The following is a 19,609-nucleotide window of genomic DNA, read 5'->3' on the forward strand; positions in this document are numbered from 1 at the left end:
AGCCTTGGGCGTTATGGGGCAGGCGGCGAAAATCTTTCAGCCTTGTACTCAAGGTAGCCGGGCATCACTTCACGCCGGCATCACCGCCGCCGCCTTCCCCGCCGACGTCTCCGACCTCCCGGCGCTGACCGACGCCCTGCGGCAGGCCGCCGAACGCTTCGGCGCCGTCGACGTCCTGGAGTTCTCCCCCTACAGCGGCCTGGACATGGTCGACCCCGGCCAGGTGAGCGTGGACAACCTCCGGCCCGAGATCGAGCACATCCTGTACGGCGCGGTGACCGCCACGCAGGCGGTGCTGCCCGCCATGCTGGCAGCGGGCGCCGGCACCTTGCTGTTCACCATGGGTGGCGGCGCCATCCATCCCCATCCGATGATCGCCACCATGAACATGGCCCAGGCCGCGTTGCGCAACTGGGTCTGCAACCTGCACAACACGCTGGCGGGCAAGGGCGTGCACGCCGCGAACGTCGCCATCAACGTCTTCATCGGCGCGAACCCGCCCGAAGGCGTCCCGTACGCCGCCCCCGACGACCTCGCCCTGATCTACTGGGACCTCCACACCCGCCGCGACCAGGCCGAACACGTCGTCACCGCCTGACGGCCACCGGCGGGGCCGCCTGACCGCGAAGGTCCTCAGGCGGTGAGCCGGTCGAGGAGTTCGAGGAGGTGCTGGTAGGGCTTGCCGGTGGCGCGGGTGAGGCCGAGTTCGCAGGTGCGGTTGACGGAGGCGTGGGCGGTGAAGCCGGCCGCGGCCACGGAGGCGGCCTCCGCACGAGTGGCCGAGGCGGTCAGCTCCGGGTGCAGCAGGCCGCGGTCGCCGCCGAAGGCGCAACACTGCCAGCCGTCGGGGATCACCACCCGCTCGGCGACGGCCTCGGCGATGCGGGCGATCGCGGCGTCCAGGCCGAGACGGGTGGAGGAGCAGGTGGGGTGCAGGGCCAGGGACGGCAGGCGGCTCCGCACGGTCAGGCGGGGCAGGATGTGCGTGGCCGTGAAGGCCACCGCGTCGAGCACCTGAAGGTCAGGGGCCAGATGGCCGAAGCCCTCGGTGCAGGAGGCGGCGTCGCTGACGACCGGGACGCGCCCGCCGCCGGTGGCGGCGGACAGGACGTCCAGGACACGGCGGCCCATGCTCTCGTGGCCGGCGGTGTAACCCTTGGAGGACCAGGGCGTGCCGCAACACAGGCCGGCGATCTCCTCGGGGACGCGCAGCGTCAGGCCCGCGCGTCCGGCCAGGCGCTGGAAGGCGGTCATGACGCCGGGGCCGCCGTCGGCGGGGGCGAACAGGGTGTTGAGGCAGGACGGCAGGTAGACGGCGTCCGGCGCGGCGGCCGGGGCGGGGCGGCGGCGGGTTCCGCCGCGCGGCAGATCCCGCGTCCACTGCGGGACGGTGTCGGGCCCGGCGACGGCGCGGGCGGCCTTCGCGGCGCCTTCGGCGAGCTTCGGCGGGGTCGCGGCGGCGGTGTCCAGAGCCAGGTTCATCGTGCGGGTGATGCCGTCCCAGTGCTTGGCCGCGCTCGTCCAGCCCGCTTTCGCGGCACGGCCGTGGCGTTCGGCCCGGAGGCGTTTGGTGAGGTCGCCGGTGTTGATGAGCACCGGGCACGCGGTCGCGCACATGCCGTCCACGGCGCAGGTGTCGACGGCGTCGTAGGCGTACTCGGCTTCGAGCCGCCTGGCCAGGTCATGGTCGCCGGCGGCCTGGGCGGCGGCGAGCTCGCGGCGCAGCACGATGCGCTGGCGGGGGGTGGTGGTCAGGTCGCGGCTGGGGCAGACGGGCTCGCAGTAGCCGCACTCCACGCACCGGTCCACCTCGGGCTCGACGGTGACGACCGGCTTGAGGTCGCGCAGGTGCGCGTCGGGGTCGTCGGTGAGGACGACGCCCGGGTTGAGGCTGCCGGAAGGGTCGCACAGGCGTTTGACCTCGCGCATCACCTCGTAGAGTTCGTCGCCGTACTGGCGGCGGACGAAGGGCGCCATGACGCGTCCGGTGCCGTGCTCGGCCTTGAGGGTGCCCCCGCGGCCGAGGACGGCGGCGACCAGGTCCTCGGTGAAGTCGGCGTAACGCCGCAGGCCGGTGGCGAAGCGCTCGTTGAGCATGAAGTGCAGGTTGCCGTCCTTGGCGTGACCGAAGATGACGCTGCGCTCATAGTGGTGCCGGGCGAACAGGCCGGTCAGCTCGTCGCAGAGGTCCGCGAGTGCGGGCACGGGGACGGCGACGTCCTCCAGCAGGGCGGTGGTGCCGCTGGGGCGGGCGCCCGCGACGGAGGCGTACAGGCCCTTGCGGATGTGCCACAGGGCCGCGCGTCCGGCGGCGTCCCTGCTCAGCCGCGCCGGGGCGGCCAGACGTAGCCCGGCGAACATGCGCTCGGCCGCGCGTTCGTGCTCGGCCAGCGGCTCGGCGTCGGACTCCTGCCATTCGACCAGCAGCGCCGCGTGCTCCTCGACGGTGAGCGTGCGCAGGAGCTCGTCGGCCTTGGGGTCGGTCCGCGCCACCCGGAGGGATTCGGCGTCGAGCAGCTCGACGGCGGCCGGGGCGGCGGCGACCACGTCGGGCATGGCGGCCATGGCCTGGCGCAGGGTGGGGAAGACGAGCAGGCCGGTGGTGGCCAGCCGGTGCGCGGGGACCGTGCGGAAGACCGCTTCGGCGACGAAGCCGAGCGTGCCCTCGCTGCCGATGATCAGGTGGGCGAGAATCTGCACGGGTGCGGAGTGGTCGAGGAAGCTGTTGAGGCCGTAGCCCATGGTGTTCTTGAGCGAGAACTGGGCCTGGATGCGGCCTACCGAGTCCGGGTTGCCGCGGACGCGGTCGCGCAGCCGTTCCAGACCCTGCGCGAGCGCGGGCTCCAGGGCGCGCAGCCGCTCGCCCGCGTCGGGGGCGGCGGTGTCCAGGACGGTTCCGCTGGGCAGCACCAGCGTCATCGACTCCAGGGTCTGGTACGTGTTGGCGTGCGTGCCGCAGGTCATGCCGCTGGAGTTGTTGGCCACCACCCCGCCGATCGTGCACGCCGACTCACTGGCCGGGTCCGGCCCGAGCTTGCGGCCGTACGGGGCGAGACGGGCGTTGACCTGCCGCAACACCGCACCCGGCTGCACCCGCACCCGCGCGCCGTCGTCGAGCACCTCGATCGAGCGGAAGTGCCGCCGCGTGTCGGCCAGCAGCTGCCCGCTCACCGCCTGGCCGCTGAGACTGGTGCCGCCGGACCGGAAGGTGAGCGGCAGGCCGCTGCGCATCAGCGCCGCGACCTGCTCGGCGCTCTCCGGCACCAGCACCGCCTGCGGGATGAGCAGATAGTGCGAGGCGTCGTGGGCCATGCCGAGCCGGTCGGTCACCCTCGTACGGGCGATCCCCGGGACGGCGCTCTCCACCGCGGCGAGGACGGCGGGGTCCGGCGCATCGATCACAGTCATACTCCCCTTATAGCCGTAGCGGCTGCGGGGGTGACGGCCGGGGCCAGGCGCCCGCCGGGGATGACGACGCGGCCCGTCGGGCTCATAGGATCACGCATGTGATCGTGACCTACTTAGTCAGCACTCCGCCCGGTGGCGCGGCTCGATGATCGAGCGGATCCTGCCCGGCGCGGTGGTCGCCGTCGAGGCGTTCGGCGACCTGCCGGACGCGATGTTGTTCCCCGAAGAGGAGGCGGTGGTGGCCCGGGCGGTCGCCAAGCGCCGCATGGAGTTCGCCACCGTACGCCGGTGCGCCAGGGCGGCGCTGGCCGAGCTGGGCCTGCCCGCCGTGCCGATCCTGCCGGGAGAGCGTGGCGCGCCGGTCTGGCCGCCGGGCGTGGTCGGGAGCATGAGCCACTGCCAGGGCTATCGGGTGTGCGCGCTGGCACGCGAGCAGCACGTCGAGACCGTCGGCGTGGACGCCGAGCCGGACGCCGCGCTGCCCGGCGGGGTGCTGGCGGCCGTCTCCGACGCCGCCGAGCGGGCCCGGCTCGCCGAGCTGGCGGCGGTCCGCCCCGAGGTGTCGTGGGACCGGCTGCTGTTCTGCGCCAAAGAGGCCGTCTACAAGGCGTGGTTCCCGCTCACCCGGCGCTGGCTGGACTTCTCCGAGGCGTCCGTGACCATCGATCCGGCGGGTACGTTCGCCGCCCGGCTGCTGATCGAGGGCACGACACCGGAGGGGCGGCGGCTGACCGGATTTCAGGGCAGATGGCTGGCGGAGGGCGGCCTGGTGATCGCCGCCATCGCCGTCACCCGGTAGCGCCGGTCAGTGGCCCTTGAACGCCTCCTCCAGCCACCATGAGCCGCGGTCGCGGGTGATCTTGGCGTGCACGAGCAGCGGCCGGTCGCGCGGGCCCTCCAGCCAGGTGGTCACGCCGTCGAGGTCCGGCGCGGCGCAGACGGTGACGGCGGCGCAGCCGTAACCGCGCGCGATGGAGGCCAGGTCGGCGGGCGGGAAGGTCACGTTGTCCAGGCGGTGACCGGCGAAGTGGTGCACTTCGGCGCCGTACGCCTCGTCGTCGTAGACCACGACGACCATGGGCAGCCTGAGCCGGACCACCGTCTCCAGCTCCGCGATGCCCATCAGCGCGCCGCCGTCGCCGAGGGCGGCGATCGGCAGGCGGTCGGGGCGGGCCAGCGCGGCGCCCACGGCGGTGGCCAGGCCGAGGCCGATGGCCTGGAAGCCCTGGGTGAAGCAGAAGCCGCCCTCGTCGGGCACGTCCAGGAACATGGCCGGATATCCCATGAAATTTCCGGAATCGAGAGCCACGATGCGCTCGTCCGGAAGCAGGTCGTCCAGGGCGATGGTGAGCGTTCTGGGGTCGATGCGGCCGTTGCCGCTCTCGTCCTCGTACGGAACGCTCCGCCAGGCACGTTCGGCCGAGATCCGGTCGGCCAGCGCCCGCGTACGGTAGCCGCGCAGCACCGGGTCCGACGGGCGCGGCCCCGCGGGACGCAGCGTGTCGGCGACGGCGGCGGCCGCTTCGGGGATGTCGCCGACCAGGCCCAGGGAGACCCTGCGGTGGACGGCGATGGACTCCTCGTCCAGATCGACCTGGACGACCTCGGTGCCCGGCCCGATGAGCGCGCCGTGCCGGGTGGTCCACGCGTTGAGCGAGCAGCCCCAGGCCACCACGATGTCGGCGCCGTGGATGAGCTCGGCGGTCAGCGGGGAGGAGAACCCGCCGCTGATGTCGAGGTCCCACGGGTTGCCGCGGAAGAGCCCCTTGGCCACCGCCGAGGTGGCCAGCAGCGCCCCGACGAGGTCGGCCAGCTCTTCGAGCTCGTGCCGGGCGTGCCGGGCGCCGCGTCCGGCGATGAACACCGGCTTCTCGGACCGCATCAGCATCCAGGCCAGGGCCTCGGCCCCGCCGTCCGGCCACACGCGCGCCGTGCCGCCCTCGGCCCGTGCCGGGACGGCCGGCGGCCCGGCGGGCGCGCACTCGGCGTGCTGCACGTCCAGCGGCAGGTTCAGAAGCACGGCCCGGCGATCGCGGACCGCCGTCGCGTACGCCTGCGCGGCGGTCTCGGCCGCGGAGCCGGCGTCGGCCACCCGCATCGGCACCGCGCCGACCGCCGTGGCCAGGGCGTCCTGGTCGATGTGGAAGTTGGAGCGCGGCTCGGTGGCCTCGCCGGCCAGCACCACCAGCGGCGTGCCGCTCTTGGCCGCCTCGGCGAGCCCGGTCAGCGCGTTGGTCAGCCCCGGCCCCTGGTGCACGCTCACCACGCCGACCTTGCCGCTCATGCGGGCGTACGCGTCGGCCATCGTGGCGGCCCCGCCCTCATGGCGGGCGGCGACGAAACGGGCGCCACCGTCCACGAGCGCGTTGGTCACGTGGAAGTTGCCGCTGCCGACCACGCCGAACACCGTGTCCACCCCGAGCGCGGCCAGCGTGCGGCCCACCACTTCAGCGACGATCATCGCTCCGCCAAGGGGGCGGTGGCACGGCGGATCCGGACCTTCGTCCGCGACGACAGGCGGGTGATGAGGTCGGCGACCTCGATCGCGTCCATAGCGCCTTACAGTAACGCCATCCTCGGTGATCGGAAGGACCGCGCGGTGCCCGAAAGAAAGCGGCCCGGGGCGGCGCCCGTCCGCGCGCTCAGCCCGGGGTGGCGCCTGTCCGCGCGCTCAGCCCGGAGTGGCGCCCGTCCGCGCGCTCAGCCCGGGGTGTCGCCGGGCGCCCGTGCGGTCTGGAACGTCGTGGTCCGGCGCAGCCGGAAGCCGAGCCGGTCGTACAGGCGGATGGCGTTCGTGTTGGCCGCCGCGGCGTGCAGGAACGGTGTCTCACCGCGCTCGCGGATGCCCGCGGCGACCGCCCGGACGAGGCGCGCCGCGAGGCCCTGCCCGCGCTGGGCGGGGTGGGTGCAGACGGCGCTGATCTCGGTCCAGCCGGGTGGGTGCAGGCGCTCGCCCGCCATCGCGACCAGCTCGCCGCGCCGGCGGATGCCGAGATAGACGCCCAGCTCGATGGTACGCGGCAGGAACGGCCCGGGTTTGGTGAGCCCGACCAGGGCGAGCATCTCCGGCACGTCGGCCGCGGTGAGCCGGACCGCCTCGTCGTCGGGGGCCGCGGCCACGCCGTCGCCGGCCATCTGCACGCCCTGGCCCCGCGAGACGACCTCCCATCCGGCGGGCGGCGGGACGTCCACGGCCGAGTAGGAGACGAGCCCGCCCGGCCCCACCAGCGCCGCGGCATCGGCCCAGTCGCGCCCGGTCGGGGCCTCGGGCAGGGCCACGAACGGCGACACGTCGGCCGGGTAGCGCAGCACGTCACCGTGCCGCTCGGCGAGGTGGGCGTGCGGCCCGGTCAGCGCCGACCGGGCCGGGTTGTCGAGCGGGTGCGATGGCGCGGCCGTGACCGCCTGCGTGCCTGTCGTGGGGGTGCTCACGCCGCCAGGTGCTCCCTGCGCGGGCGCGTCGTCGAGGTAGCCGTGGTCATGGATGAGCCTTCCTGCCGGGAACGACCTGACGGTTGCCATAATACCGCCAATACCAATAGGTATTAAAGGGAAAATGGCCAGGAGGTCCGGCCCGCACTACGGTGGCCGTCGTCCGCCACCGCGACGTCCTCATCCGACCTTGATCCTGGCGATGTCGAAGGCGGGGGCGTTCGCGTCGTTGCCGTTGACGGCGACGTAGCGCTCGGTCCCCCTGACCGTCACGTACGCGCGGAACTTGTCGCCCTCGACCACGTCGGAGAGCAGGTCCTCGTCTCCGTAGAAGACGGAGTTCTCCTCCGTGGTGGTCGCCGCGTGTCCCGAGGTGGCCATGAAACTGCCGGTTCCGGTGAAGTCGTCGAACTGGTACACCTCGCCGTAGAGCACGAAACGCCGTCCGGCGTAGGCGTCCGGATTCTTCGCGAGCTTCGCGAAACCGCGTGCCGTCAGTTTCCGGTAGTCGGCTGCCTTGAAACCCGATTCGGCCGCGCTCTCCCGGGCCGCCTCGCCGCTGTCCGCGGTGACGGCGATTTCGGCCGGAGGCGCCGCTGGTGTGGCCGTTGACACCAGAAGACTGAGGAGCAGGACGAACGCGGCGCCCAGAATGCCGACATATCCGAGAACGAGGCCGGCGACCGCCATGCCGGTGCCCTTGGCGTACGTCCTGCGGATGTTCGACAAGGCGACATGGCCGAATATCACCGCCAGGAGGCTGCCGATTCCGTATCCCCACAGAATTCCCAGAACCAGTGCGGCGACGGCGAGGCCGCTGGTGCGCGGCGGCGGGGGAGACCAGGTGCGGGTGGCGTAGGACAGGGGCTGCTGCGGAGAAGTAGGGGGTTGCTGGCCGTACACACGCCCTCCTTGGCTGGCTTTTTGGCACGGTCCAGAGTAATGATCATCCATCTCATTCCGATCACATGATCGGCTTTTCCCGCGCGGAGTCCGGCGGTCGCGACAAGACCCCGGAGCCGGGCGTGGCCGCACCGCCGGGTCCCGCAGGCAACAGGTGTGTACTCCATGATCAGGAGTTACACTGTCGTTCTCGTACGCCCCGTGGCCGTCCGGGTGGCCTGATTCACGAGTATGCGCAGGTCGCGTAGCGTCGCCGCGTTTTCAGCGCGCGCCGGATCGCAATCGAAGGGCCGCGCGAATTCGTCACAGTTTGTTTGGTAAAGGCCACTCACGGGTGCGAGCCCGCAGGTCAAGGTGTCCTGTCCCGATATCGAGGGCCATCGGGGCCTCGCGCCTACCCGGCTGCCTCGATTTCGCCGGGTTCGCCCAATGTTCCCGTACGCATAAACTTGAAATGTTCATATTGTCTGCTATAATCGGCCCCAGTGTAATATTGTAGTGTCGTCGCCAATTTAACACTGTGGTCGCACCGCAGGACCGGCGAATTGATTGGACCACCGAGTTCGCAGGGCTGGATCGGGGGCTTTGTGACCGAAGGCAACTTCGGCGAGGGCGGACTGTATGTGAACGCAGTCCGCCGACGCGAGATAAACTTTCTCCTCGCCGAGCTGGACGCGATATCGCACAAAAACGCAGGGCGTGTCGTCGAATTGACCGGGGAGCCGGGCGCGGGCAAGACCAGGGTGGTCGCGGTCCTCGCCAGAGAGGCTTCCCGGCGTGGAATGACGGTGCTGACCGGCCGCTGTGACGAGTCGGACCGGCATGGTGCCTTCCGGCCGTTCACCCAGGCGCTGGCCGGTCACGGGATTTGCCCGCCCCAGCCTCTCGACGAGGTCGCCGCCGAATACCATCCGGATAAATTCGAGTCACTTCATCAGCACGATGAAATTCGCCGGGCGCTGTCGGACCTCGCGGCAGGCGGAGCCGTTCTCGTCCTCGACGACTTCCACTACGCCGACGCCGAGTCGGTCGAACTCGTCGAGCGTCTCGTCCGCTCGCCGGTGCCCGGTCTCCTGCTCCTCGTGGCCCTCCGGGCCCGGCAGGCGCCCGCGCAGCTCAGGGCCGCGTTCGCGCACGCCGTCGAACTCGGCACGGTCGTACGGGTCCAGCTACGGCCTCTGTCGCTGAGTCAGTCCGCGGAGATGCTGGCGATCCCGCTGGAGCACGAACGGCTGCGCCAGCTCCATCACGACAGTGACGGGATCCCCGCCTACCTGCTGGAGCTCGCGCGCACCGATGAGTCGGTCAGCACCGTGGACACCGAGCCGCCGTCCACGGTGCTGACCGAGCTGGCGACACTGAGCCCGGCCGAGTCGGTCGCGCTCGGCGCGGCCGCGGTGCTCGGCGACGCGTTCGACCTCGAAGGGCTGAGCTACGTGGCGGGGCTGCGCCCGTCCAGCACCCGCACCATCGTCAGCAGCCTGGTCCGGCGTGACCTGATCCGCCCGGTCGACAAGCCACTGGCCTACAAACTGCGGCATACGGTGATCCGTGAGGTCGTGTACACCCGCTCGGACCCGACCTGGCGGATGCTGGCGCACCGCCGGGCGTTGCGGCTGCTGACCAGCCGCAACAGGCCGGTCGAGGTACGAGCGGTGCACATCGAACGGTTGCTGGACCATCCGGAGTACGGCGACCTGCCGATGCTCGTGCAGGCGGCCACGGAGGCGATCGCTGAGCACTCGTCGTCCGCGGTGCGCTGGATGCAGGCCGCGCTACGGTCGGCGCGGCCCGTCCAGCTCACCTATCCGGCGCGCCTGGAGATGTCGCTGACGCTGGCCCGCGCCCTGGTCGCGGCCAGCCGGGTCGTCCAGGCCCGCGAGATACTCCGCGAGGTGCTGGCCATCGATCCGGGCGGGCCGCCCGCGTTGCGCGTCTCCGCGGTGACCCTGTGCGCGCAACTCGAATGGCTGCTGGGCTACCACGCCGAGGCGAGCACGCTGATCAGCGGCGAGGTCTCCAGGTTGCCGGCTCAGCCGACGCTCGACTCGGTCGCCCTGATCGTGACCGAGCAGCTCGTACGCAGGACGCAGGGCGACGCCAAGGCGTACGAGCAGGCCGCGCGGTATGTGCGCCTCGCGCGCGCGGCGGGGGACCGGATCGCCGAGGTCGGCGCGCTCACCCTCGTCACCACGCACAGAGCCGGTGCCGGTGACGTGCAGGCGGCGCGGGCCTCGCTGGCCGCCTGCACGGCCATCATCGGCCAGATCGCCGACCGCGATCTGGCCGAGACCGTCGAATATCTCGCGGTGCTGGGCTGGGCCCAGTGCGGGCTCGAACAGTTCTCCGACGCCAAACGCCACCTGCACCGCGGCCTGCGGCTGGCCCGCAAGACCGGCCAGCACCACCTGCTGCCGTTCATCCTCATCGGGCTGAGCAAGACGTACCTGGCGATCGGCCCGCTGGACAAGGCGCTGCGCTCGGCGCGCGACGCCGCCGAGCTGGCCCATGAGCTGGGCTCCGGGCACCTGGAGGGCCTGTCGCTGGCGATGCAGTCCCTGTGCACGACGGCGGCGGAGCCCGACGACCGGCACGCGGTCGAGCTGGCCGAGCAGGCGGTCGCGGCGCTGCCCGTCGAGGAGTCGTGGTGGCGGGCGGAGCTGACCATGTCGCTGGCCAACGCCGTGCTCGCGACAGGCGACCCGCTCCGCTGCCTGGCCCTGCTGCTCGACGCGGGCGGCGGCCCCGAGCTGGAGGAGCTGCCGCTGGTCAAGCGCGCAGGCTGCTTCGAGATGATGACGATGGCCGCCGCGACCGCCGGTGACCTGGCCGGCGCCGACGAGTGGGCGCACCGCGCCGAGCAGGTCGCCGAGTCCACCAGGCTGACCTCGCACCGGGCGCACGCCCAGGCCTCCCGAGCCCATGTCCTGAGTGCGACGGGTGAGTTCGACAAGGCGTTACGCCTCTACCGCGAGGCCGCCGAGTTGTTCACCAGCCTGCACATGGCCAGGGCGCGGGCGTGGATGTTGTTCATGGCCGCCCCGTGCGCTCTGGCGGCGGATATGTTCCGCGACGCGGCGTCAATGCTGGCGCTGAGCCGGGAACTGGCCCGGCGATCGGGTGCATGGGACCTTTACGGCAAAGTTAAGGCACGGCAACGAGCTCTGGAAAAAATCGGCAGACTGGATCCGCCAGGAGTGAATCAGGATCCGGTCCGGGAGAAACTCACCGCCCGTGAGTACGAGATCGCGAGAATCGCGGCCACCGGGAAACGGACCAAGGAAATAGCGAAAGAGCTCAGCTTGAGCGCGCGAACGGTCGAGGTGCATCTTTCGCGCATCTACCGTAAGCTGCATGTCAACTCACGCGCCGCGCTGGTGAGCAAGATGGCAAAGCCGCCGGACCGCCTGTCCTTCGCGCAGTCGGCCGGAGTCGCTCCCTTGTGAATGGTCCCGCCACGGTCACGACGCGTCACTCGATCGCTACGTCATAACCACTGCACGGTGCGTGACCCTGCACGCGCCGACGCTGGTCGAGGCGCTATTCCGGGCCGACTACGTAGTTTCCCTGATGTGGCCGCCGCCGCACCCGTGTCAGGATGGGATGTCATCTGACGTAACAGAGGGCGAAGTAGCGGGAAGCGAAGACAGCAATGCTGGGGGAATTGTGAGATACCACATTCTTGGCAGTCTCCGCGTTGTCGATGGAAATACGGTCGTATTCATCAATGCTTTGAAGATCAAGACCGTGCTGGCAACGTTGCTGATCCGCTCCAATCGGGTGGTGCCGTTCGAGCAGCTCATCACCGAACTCTGGGGTGAACGACCGCCGCGCCGGGCAGTGGCCGCGGTGCACGTCTATGTTTCGCAACTGCGCAAACTTCTCAGATCCGCCGACGGTCAGGACAGTCCGATCATCACGCGCGCGCCGGGCTATCTGATCCAGGTCCAGCCGGACGAGCTGGATCTGGACGTCTTCCTGCGGCTCATCGAGCAGGGCAGGCGGCTCATGCGGGAGCAGCGGCATCAGGAGATCGTCGATCTGACGCACACCGCTTTGGGCATGTGGCAGGAACCGCTGCTCGGTGATCTCCGCGAGAGCTCGATGGTCAACCGGTTCGCCACGTGGCTGGAGGAACTGCGCATCGAGTTCATCGAGATGATGATCGACTCGTATCTCATCCTGGACCGCCACCGCGAGACGGTCAGCTACCTCTACTCGCTCGTGCAGGAGTATCCGCTGCACGAGAAGTTCTACCGGCAGTTGATGCTGGCGCTGCACAACAGCGGCAGGACCGCCGACGCGTTGCAGGTGTACCGATGCGCCCGGAGCACCCTGATGGTCGAACTGGGCGTCGAGCCGGGCCGCCCGCTGCGCGACCTCCAGCAGCTCATCCTGCACGCGGACGAGAATCCGCCTTTGGCGGACAGCCGGCAGTGGCAGTTGATCAGGTCGAATACCGGATGACGACCGGGTACGGTGCGGCTGGGAACCCTGTTGGCGACAAGGAGCTCCGGTGGCATTCGGCGCGATGAGACGGGGATGGTTCGTCCATCTGAAGATCGATGGGCGTGTGGTGGGCGCCGGCGTGCTGGTGGACCACCGGCACGTGGTGACGTGCGCGCATGTCGTCAGCCGGGATCGGGCGCGGCCGGACGGGCCGATCGAGTGCGCGTTCCCGTTCGCCGCTCCGGCCCGTTCGCAGTCCGCGCACATCGTGGCGAACGGCCGAACCCCCGCAGATGACCCCGACCGCTCCGGCGGCTTCGATGGCTTCGGCGGCTCTGGGGACCTCGCGGTTTTGCGGCTCGACGGCCCGGCGGCCGTCGTGCCCGCGCCCTTGCGCACGCCCGCCGACCTGCTCGGCCGCCCGTTCGTCACAGCCGGTGCGCACGGCAGCCTCGGCGCGTACACCGGCCCCGCGGAGGAATTCCCGCGGCTGCGCGTGGAGGGCCCGGCCGAACGGGTGAGCGATCACCGGCTCTGTGGCGCGCCGGTCTGGGACGAGAGTCTCTCGGCGGTCATCGGGCTGGCGGTCAGATGTGATCCCGGCGTGGGCGGCTACCTGATCCCCGTGCCCGACCTGTGCGACGTCTGGCCGCCGCTGGCCGGGAAACTGCGTGGCTGGTGGCTCGATCCGGCGGACCCGCGAACCGGCGACCACTGGCTCTCTTCGGCACGGGACTGCTGGAACGGATATGTGCCCTCCGCCGCGTTGTCGGCGCTGACCGCCTGGCTGGCCGACACCCGCGGCTCGAGTTCAGCCCTGGTGACGGGCTTGCCCGGGAGCGGGAAGTCGTCCGTTCTGGCGCTGCTGCTGGTGGCCGCGGACCCCCGGCTGGGAGCCACGATCGCCGAGACGGAGCAATGGGAGCGCACCGGCCTGCCGCCGGCGCCGTTCGACGCGGCGGTGAACGCGCGCGATCTCACGCTGCCGCACGTCATCGAGCGGCTCGCCGCCGCTGCCGACGTCGTGGCGGACGACACCGAGCAGTTGCTGGCCGCGCTCACGCGACGGCGGCGGCCGTTCACCGCGCTGATCGATTCGGTCGACGAGGCGGCCACCGACGCCGAAGCCGACGCGATCGCCGCACTCGTCCGCCGTCTGGCCGACGACTGCCCGAACGCCCGCATCCTCGTCGGGGACGCCGAGCGGCGGCGAGCGGCGAACGGGCTGGTCATCGACCTCGACAGCCCGGAATACCGGGATGAGCGGCTGGGCGGAAATCCCCTGATCACCAGGCTGGCCGCCGGTCTGCCCAGTGGGAGCGCCCGGCCGGTCACCATCGGCGCGGCCGTGGACGCGCTCATCGGCAACTCCCCGGCCGGCGGCGAGCGGGTGCGCCGGCTGCTGACCACGCTCGCGTTCGCGCGTGGCGACGGCTTCAGCGCCCGGCTCACGCATGCCGTCGCCCAGGCGCTGTGGCCGGATGACGAGACGCTCACCGAACCTGAGGCTCTGCACCCGTTCGAGTCGCTGCTCGTGCGCCACGACGACGAGGGGAACGCGCGGCTCGGTCATCCGGCGATCGCGGCGCACCTGCGCGAGAGTTACCCCGGCACGAACCCCCACACCATCGTGGCCGAAGCCCTGCTGAGCACGGTCACCACCAATGAGGGGCGCAGCGACGGACGCGATCATGGGCCCAGTGACGGGCCCAGTGACGGGCCCAGTGACGGGCCCAGTGACGGGCCCAGTGACGGGCGCAGTGGCGGACGTCGCGACTGGGCGGGCGCGGAGCCTTATGTGCTGCGGCAGCTCGCCGGGCACGCCGCGCGCGGCGGCATGCTGGACAGTCTCATCACCGACGGCGAGTTCCTCGCGTGCGCCGCGGACCCGCTGTCGAGCGGCCTCGACGACGTGGACACGGTGGAGGCTTTCCTGGCGCTCGGCGTATACCGCAAGGTGAGGCAGCGCCTTCGCGGGCTTCCGGTGCCGGAACGACGACGCCTGCTGCTCTTGGAAGCCCTGTGCTCGGACGCCGGCTCCCTCGCCGCGACGTTGCGGCCCGGCCTCGTCGCGGATCCGTGGCGCATCGACTGGATCGCGCACACCGACCCCCCGCACCCCGTCACGGCGACGGGTACGTCAGGGTGGGTGCGCGCGGTGACGACCGGTGAGGCGGACTCCACACCGCTCGCCGTCACCGGCGGGGCCGACGGGATCATGCGGGCGTGGGACCTGCCCGGCCACGCGCTCATGGCGGAGATCCACGCCGACGACATCGATTGGCTGAACGCCGTGGCCATCGCCGGAGTCGGCACCGTGCCCGTCGCGGTGAGCGGAGGCGGCGACGGCTTGCTCCGCCTTTGGGACCTGCGCTCCCGGACCCTGATCGGTCAGCCGCTGGCCGGCGCCACACCGCCGGTGGTGGCGATCGCGACCGGAACCCTCGACGGCACACCGATCGCGGTGAGCTGCGGATCCGGCCCATCGCTTCAGGTGTGGGACCTGCGGGCTCAGACGATGCTCGGGGGGCCGCTCGAAGGTCATGCCCATCCGGTCACGTCGGTCGCGGTCGGGGATCTCGGCGGGTTGCCGGTCGCGGTGTCGGCGAGTCAGGACGGTTCCCTGCGTGTGTGGGATCTGCGGGCTCAGACGATGCTCGGGGGGCCGCTCGAAGGCCATGCCCATCCGGTCACGTCGGTCGCGGTCGGGCATCTCGACGGTCAGCCGATCGTGGTGTCGGCGAGTCAGGACGGTTCCCTGCGTGTGTGGGATCTGCGGGCCCGGACGATGCTCGGGGGGCCGCTCGAAGGTCATGCCCATCCGGTCACGTCGGTCGCGGTCGGGCATCTCGGCGGGTTGCCGGTCGCGGTGTCGGCGAGCCAGGACCGTACCGTCCGAGCGTGGGACCTCCGCACGCGCGAGCCGGTGTTCCGGCTCCCGCTGACGGACGTGCCGCTCGCGCTCGCGCTGGCGCCGGACGGAACCCTGGTCGTGGCGGCCGGCCCCGCTGTCGTGACGCTGACGCCACGACCGGAGGCGTCCTCCCTTCACAGGCGACACCGGACAGGGGCTCCGCAAGTCGGGTCCTGACGACAGGGGGCTCCGCAGGCCGGGTACTGACGATCGGCCGGGGGAAGCGGGCTCAGCCGTCCGTCGCGGAGAGCATGGCGTCCAGATGGTCGCGGATGACCGCCATGACGGCTGTGGCCTGGGAAGCGAGGTAGAAGTGCCCGCCTGGAAAGACCTTGAGGGTGAACGCGTCCCCGGTGTGGTCACGCCAGGCGCCGGCGTCCTCCAGGGACACCTGACCGTCTCTGTCACCGGTCAGCGCGACGATGGGGCAGCTCAGCGGAGGACCCGGCGCGTAGCGGTACGTCTCCAGCGCCGTGTAGTCGCTGCGCGTGGCCGGCAGCATCGCGCGGACGATGTCGGGATCGCTCAGCACCCTCGGGTCGGTACCGCCCAGTTTCGCCATCATGGCGATGAGCTGCGCGTCGGTGGACAGACGTACCCGGTCGTCCCGGTGGCGGGAGGGAGCCCGCCGGCCCGAGACGAACAGCCCGACCGGTCCTACGCCGTCCCGCTCCAGCCTTCTGGCGACCTCGAACGCGAGCGTGGCGCCCATGCTGTGCCCGAACAGGGCCAGCGGCCGATCGTGCCAGGGTCCGAGCTCCGACACGATCGTGTCCGCCAGCACGCCTAGATCCTCGACACACGGCTCATGACGGCGGTCCTGCCGGCCCGGGTACTGGAGGGCCAGCACGTCCACCGCGGGTGACATCGCACGGGACACCGGGAAGTAGAACGAGGCCGATCCGCCCGCGTGCGGAAAAGTGACAAGGCGGGCGCGCGCGGAGGGCGCCGGATGAAAGCGCCGGATCCACGACTCGGCGGTCTCCGTCGTTCCAGTCATCGCGTCGGGTCCTTCTGTGAGAGTGCCGGACGTCAGAGCCGGGCTGCGATCACACGGGCGAGTCCGGCCGGGGCCACCTGAGTCCGGTACGCCGCGCGCACGGGTCTGGGGTCACCTGGGTGCGGCACGCCGGCACCCGGGCGGGTCTGGGTCTGAGGCCACCTGGGTGCGGCACTCGGGCGGATCCAAGTCCGGGGTCACCTCGGTACGGCACGCGGGCACTGCCAGGAGTGCGGGGCGCAGAAGCTCGCGCGGCGTTCGGGGCGGTGCCAGGTGGCGGCGATGCGGCGGTGGCGTGGGGAGGCGGGTTCGGTGGGAGCGGTCACGCGGGCGAGCAGGGCGACCACGATGGCGGCCAGCTCCTCCGGCTCGGCGTGACCCTTCTCCACCTTCAGCACGACACGGGCGGCGGCGTGGTTCATACGAGCGTCCCCCTGCGGGTCACTGCGGCGGATTGCCGTGTTTGCGGGCGGGTAGATCGGCATGTTTCGCGCGGAGCATCGCCAGGGAGCTGATGAGCACCTGGCGCGTGTCGGCGGGGTCGATGACATCGTCGATCAGGCCGCGCTCGGCGGCGTGGTAGGGATGCATCAGCTCGGCCCTGTACTCCTTGATCAGGCGTGCCCGCATGGCTTCCGGGTTCTCGGCCTCGGCGATCTGCCGCCGGAAGATGACGTTGGCCGCGCCTTCGGCGCCCATCACCGCGATCTCGTTGGTCGGCCAGGCGTAGGTCAGGTCGGCACCGATGGACTGGCTGTCCATGACGATGTAGGCGCCGCCGTACGCCTTGCGCAGGATCAGCGAGATCCTGGGCACCGTGGCGTTGCAGTAGGCGTACAGCAGTTTGGCGCCATGGCGGATGATCCCGCCGTGCTCCTGATCGACACCGGGCAGGAAACCCGGCACGTCCAGAAGGCTGATGATCGGAATGTTGAAGGCATCGCACATCTGGACGAAACGTGCGGCCTTCTCCGACGCCGAGATGTCGAGGACCCCGGCCAGCGTCTGGGGCTGGTTGGCGACGATGCCGACCACCTCGCCGTTCAGGCGGGCGAGGGCGCAGATGATGTTGCGGGCCCAGTGCTCGTGGATCTCCAGGCAGTCGCCGTCGTCGATGATCTCCTCGATGACCTTGCGCATGTCGTAGGACTGGTTGCCGTCCGCCGGCACGAGGTGCAGCAGCGCGTCCGAGAGCCGGGGGCCGGGATCTCGCACGGTGACGGCCGGCGGGTTCTCATGGTTGTTGGACGGCAGCAGTGACAGCAGGTAGCGGGCTTCGGCGATGCAGGTCTCCTCGTCGTCGTAGACGAAGTGCGCCGCGCCGGAGGTCTCGGCGTGCACGTCGGCGCCGCCGAGCCCGTTCTGGGTGATCTCCTCGCCGGTGACGGCCTTGACGACGTCGGGGCCGGTGATGAACATCTGCGAGGTCCCGCGGACCATGAAGACGAAGTCGGTCAGCGCGGGGCTGTAGGCGGCGCCGCCCGCGCAGGGGCCGAGGATGAGGGAGATCTGCGGGATGACGCCGCTGGCCCTGGTGTTGCGCTGGAAGATGCCGCCGTACCCGGCCAGCGCCGAGACGCCTTCCTGTACCCGGGCTCCGGCGCCGTCGTTCAGGGACACCAGTGGCGCGCCGACCGCGATGGCCATGTCCATGATCTTGTGGATCTTGACGGCGTGGGATTCCCCCAGCGCGCCGCCGAAGATCCTGAAGTCGTGCGCGTAGACGCACACCGTACGGCCCTCGACCGTGCCCCAGCCGGTGAGCACGCCGTCGGTGTACGGCCTCTTGGCCTCCAGCCCGAAACCGGTCGCCCGGTGCCGCCGGAACTGCTGCACCTCTCGGAACGATCCCGCGTCCAGCAGCAGCTCGACGCGCTCACGAGCGGTCAGCTTGCCCTTGGCGTGCTGGGCCGCCGTCGCGCGGTCGCTCGGGCCACGGACCGCCCGCGCGCGCAGGATGTTCAGCTCAGCCACGTGACCTGACAGATCGGCTGAACCCTTCAAGGGTGTCATGGCTCTCCCGCCGGCGTTCCGGTCAGTTCGTCGATCATGTGCCGATCACTGCCCGGCGAGCGCCTGGGCCTGTTGGTCGATGTCCACGCCGGCGCGCAGGGTCCGTAGCCGGCCGGCGGCCAGGAAGGCCACCAAGGGAAGGGACAACATCAGCAGCGGGATGGCCGGGCTGTCGGCCAGGCCGATCAGGGGCGCCGACACGAGGGGGACGAGCACGCCGCCCAGCGACACGAACACCATGATGACGCTGAGCGCCGTGCCGCGGATCTCGGTGGGGAAGGACGCGGCCAGATAGATGGCGAACGCCACCACGCCGTTGGTGACGAAGAGCCCCATGGCGATGAAGGCCACGTAGGTCGCCCAGTCGCCGACGCCGGGGATGAGCAGCGGGGCGATCAGCAACGCGCCGGCCGCCTCCAGCAGGACCATGACGTACTTGGGGGAGATCTTGTCGCACAGCCAGCCGACCGGCAGGTTCCCGATCAGCGCGCTGACGAACATGATGGTGACGAACAACGACGCGTGGCTTTCGGAGAATCCGCGCGACTCCACCAGGTAGATGGGCGCCACCAGCGTGGTGAAGGATCCCGAGGAGAAGCAGAAGAGCCCGAAGAGCATCATCGCGATCGTCTGCCCGCGGAACTGCCGGCCGAAGAGCCGCCGCAGCGCGACGCGTTCGATGCCGTCGGTCAGTGCTCGCCGGCCCGCGCCGCCGCTGCCGTCGCCGTGGACGGCGTCCAACGCGGCCGCGCGCATCCGCACGAACCGCGGTGACTCCCGCAGGTAGCGGGTCACGAAGAAGACCAGCAACATCGGCGCGAACGTGATGGCGAACAGCAGCCGCCAGTTGCCCGTCGACGCGATCGCGCTGGTCACCAGGCCGCCGATCGCCGCACCGAGGAACAGCAGCGCCCACGACAACGACTGCAGCCGGCCGCGCTTGGCCGGTGGCGCCTCCTCGGCGATCAGGATCGTCTGGGCGCTGCGGATGCCCGACTCGGTGATCGCGGCGAAGCACCGCAACACGATGTACTGCCAGAAGGCCACGATCAGCGACGTCAGGCCGCTGAACAGGCCGACCCCGAGCAGCGCGATCGCGAACACCCGCTTGCGGCCGTACCGGTCGATGAACAGGCCGGCCAGCACGCTGGTCAGCATCGCGATGACACCGAACGCGGACGTGGAGTAGAGCAGGGTCTGCGGTGAGATGTCGAACACCCGGATGATGATCGGGCCGGAGGATCCGGCGATCGCCCCATCGAAGCTGGCCAGGAAGTAGGCGCCGTACACGATCGGCAGCAGCACCCAGAGATACCGCTTCTTGCGCATCGTGCGGCCCCGGATGGTGATCAGCTCATCGGGGTCGTGCTCATAGCCGGGGACGCCGGGATCCGGTGTCTGACGGGCCGCCGTTTCAGGAGTCAACTCGGACATCGCAGCCCCTGTTGTCGTGAACATGTGCACCAGCACCGCCAGCGTGGCAGCGACTG

Annotated in this window: 13 protein-coding genes; 5 read left to right on the plus strand and 8 right to left on the minus strand. The window is 70.8% G+C overall.

Going from position 1 to position 19,609, the window contains the following annotated elements; translation table 11 throughout:
- Positions 1 to 13: 13 nt before the first annotated feature.
- A complete protein-coding gene (locus tag ACWD0F_RS47855) occupies positions 14 to 598 on the plus strand; it encodes an SDR family NAD(P)-dependent oxidoreductase (protein WP_449889186.1) in 585 nt (194 codons plus the stop codon).
- Positions 599 to 633: 35 nt separating this feature from the next.
- Here ACWD0F_RS47855 and ACWD0F_RS47860 read toward each other — a convergent pair whose 3' ends face one another.
- A complete protein-coding gene (locus tag ACWD0F_RS47860; protein ID WP_449889187.1) occupies positions 634 to 3,408 on the minus strand; it encodes an FAD-binding and (Fe-S)-binding domain-containing protein in 2,775 nt (924 codons plus the stop codon).
- Positions 3,409 to 3,553: 145 nt separating this feature from the next.
- Here ACWD0F_RS47860 and ACWD0F_RS47865 point away from each other — a divergent pair, with 145 nt between their 5' ends.
- On the plus strand, positions 3,554 to 4,207 hold the full coding sequence (locus ACWD0F_RS47865) for a 4'-phosphopantetheinyl transferase family protein (RefSeq protein WP_449889189.1): 654 nt from the start codon (positions 3,554 to 3,556) through the stop codon (positions 4,205 to 4,207).
- A 6-nt stretch (positions 4,208 to 4,213) separates the two neighbouring features.
- On the opposite strand, the gene ACWD0F_RS47870 is transcribed toward ACWD0F_RS47865, so the two are convergent.
- The 3 genes from ACWD0F_RS47870 to ACWD0F_RS47880 form a co-directional block, all read right to left on the minus strand.
- Positions 4,214 to 5,869 (minus strand): thiamine pyrophosphate-binding protein, encoded by a 1,656-nt coding sequence (locus ACWD0F_RS47870; RefSeq protein WP_449889190.1) that lies wholly within the window; start codon positions 5,867 to 5,869, stop codon positions 4,214 to 4,216.
- 239 nt (positions 5,870 to 6,108) lie between these two features.
- Positions 6,109 to 6,930, minus strand: a complete 822-nt coding sequence (locus ACWD0F_RS47875) for a GNAT family N-acetyltransferase (protein WP_449889192.1) — start codon at positions 6,928 to 6,930, stop codon at positions 6,109 to 6,111.
- 90 nt (positions 6,931 to 7,020) lie between these two features.
- Entirely contained in the window at positions 7,021 to 7,743 is a 723-nt protein-coding gene (locus ACWD0F_RS47880; protein WP_449889194.1) for a DUF4190 domain-containing protein, read from the minus strand.
- 623 nt (positions 7,744 to 8,366) lie between these two features.
- Here ACWD0F_RS47880 and ACWD0F_RS47885 point away from each other — a divergent pair.
- The 3 genes from ACWD0F_RS47885 to ACWD0F_RS47895 all read left to right on the plus strand — a co-directional run bounded on the left by ACWD0F_RS47885 (position 8,367) and on the right by ACWD0F_RS47895 (position 15,283).
- Positions 8,367 to 11,189 carry an AAA family ATPase gene (locus ACWD0F_RS47885; protein WP_449889196.1) on the plus strand — a complete coding sequence of 941 codons (2,823 nt, stop codon included), beginning with the start codon at positions 8,367 to 8,369 and terminating at the stop codon, positions 11,187 to 11,189.
- Between the two features lie 61 nt (positions 11,190 to 11,250).
- Positions 11,251 to 12,210 carry an AfsR/SARP family transcriptional regulator gene (locus tag ACWD0F_RS47890; protein ID WP_449889197.1) on the plus strand — a complete coding sequence of 320 codons (960 nt, stop codon included), beginning with the start codon at positions 11,251 to 11,253 and terminating at the stop codon, positions 12,208 to 12,210.
- Between the two features lie 49 nt (positions 12,211 to 12,259).
- A complete protein-coding gene (locus ACWD0F_RS47895; protein ID WP_449889198.1) occupies positions 12,260 to 15,283 on the plus strand; it encodes a trypsin-like peptidase domain-containing protein in 3,024 nt (1,007 codons plus the stop codon).
- A gap of 52 nt (positions 15,284 to 15,335) precedes the next feature.
- On the opposite strand, the gene ACWD0F_RS47900 is transcribed toward ACWD0F_RS47895, so the two are convergent.
- The 4 genes from ACWD0F_RS47900 to ACWD0F_RS47915 all read right to left on the minus strand — a co-directional run bounded on the left by ACWD0F_RS47900 (position 15,336) and on the right by ACWD0F_RS47915 (position 19,553).
- On the minus strand, positions 15,336 to 16,106 hold the full coding sequence (locus ACWD0F_RS47900; protein ID WP_449889200.1) for a thioesterase II family protein: 771 nt from the start codon (positions 16,104 to 16,106) through the stop codon (positions 15,336 to 15,338).
- A 197-nt stretch (positions 16,107 to 16,303) separates the two neighbouring features.
- Positions 16,304 to 16,528 carry an acyl-CoA carboxylase subunit epsilon gene (locus ACWD0F_RS47905; protein WP_449889202.1) on the minus strand — a complete coding sequence of 75 codons (225 nt, stop codon included), beginning with the start codon at positions 16,526 to 16,528 and terminating at the stop codon, positions 16,304 to 16,306.
- Positions 16,529 to 16,547: 19 nt separating this feature from the next.
- On the minus strand, positions 16,548 to 18,119 hold the full coding sequence (locus ACWD0F_RS47910) for an acyl-CoA carboxylase subunit beta (RefSeq protein WP_449889204.1): 1,572 nt from the start codon (positions 18,117 to 18,119) through the stop codon (positions 16,548 to 16,550).
- Between the two features lie 45 nt (positions 18,120 to 18,164).
- Positions 18,165 to 19,553: an MFS transporter gene (locus ACWD0F_RS47915; RefSeq protein WP_449889206.1), complete on the minus strand. Its 1,389-nt coding sequence runs from the start codon at positions 19,551 to 19,553 to the stop codon at positions 18,165 to 18,167.
- Positions 19,554 to 19,609: the final 56 nt, after the last annotated feature.

This window comes from Nonomuraea sp. NPDC002799, from assembly GCF_053592075.1.

What these genes read in the sequence shown, in the direction of transcription:
- ACWD0F_RS47865 (WP_449889189.1), top strand. Translation starts at nt 3,554, where the DNA reads ATGATCGAGCGGATCCTGCCCGGCGCGGTGGTCGCCGTCGAGGCGTTC.
- ACWD0F_RS47910 (WP_449889204.1), bottom strand. Translation starts at nt 18,119, where the DNA reads ATGACACCCTTGAAGGGTTCAGCCGATCTGTCAGGTCACGTGGCTGAG.
- ACWD0F_RS47900 (WP_449889200.1), bottom strand. Translation starts at nt 16,106, where the DNA reads ATGACTGGAACGACGGAGACCGCCGAGTCGTGGATCCGGCGCTTTCAT.
- ACWD0F_RS47905 (WP_449889202.1), bottom strand. Translation starts at nt 16,528, where the DNA reads ATGAACCACGCCGCCGCCCGTGTCGTGCTGAAGGTGGAGAAGGGTCAC.
- ACWD0F_RS47860 (WP_449889187.1), bottom strand. Translation starts at nt 3,408, where the DNA reads ATGACTGTGATCGATGCGCCGGACCCCGCCGTCCTCGCCGCGGTGGAG.
- ACWD0F_RS47875 (WP_449889192.1), bottom strand. Translation starts at nt 6,930, where the DNA reads ATGGCAACCGTCAGGTCGTTCCCGGCAGGAAGGCTCATCCATGACCAC.
- ACWD0F_RS47915 (WP_449889206.1), bottom strand. Translation starts at nt 19,553, where the DNA reads ATGTCCGAGTTGACTCCTGAAACGGCGGCCCGTCAGACACCGGATCCC.
- ACWD0F_RS47855 (WP_449889186.1), top strand. Translation starts at nt 14, where the DNA reads ATGGGGCAGGCGGCGAAAATCTTTCAGCCTTGTACTCAAGGTAGCCGG.
- ACWD0F_RS47870 (WP_449889190.1), bottom strand. Translation starts at nt 5,869, where the DNA reads ATGATCGTCGCTGAAGTGGTGGGCCGCACGCTGGCCGCGCTCGGGGTG.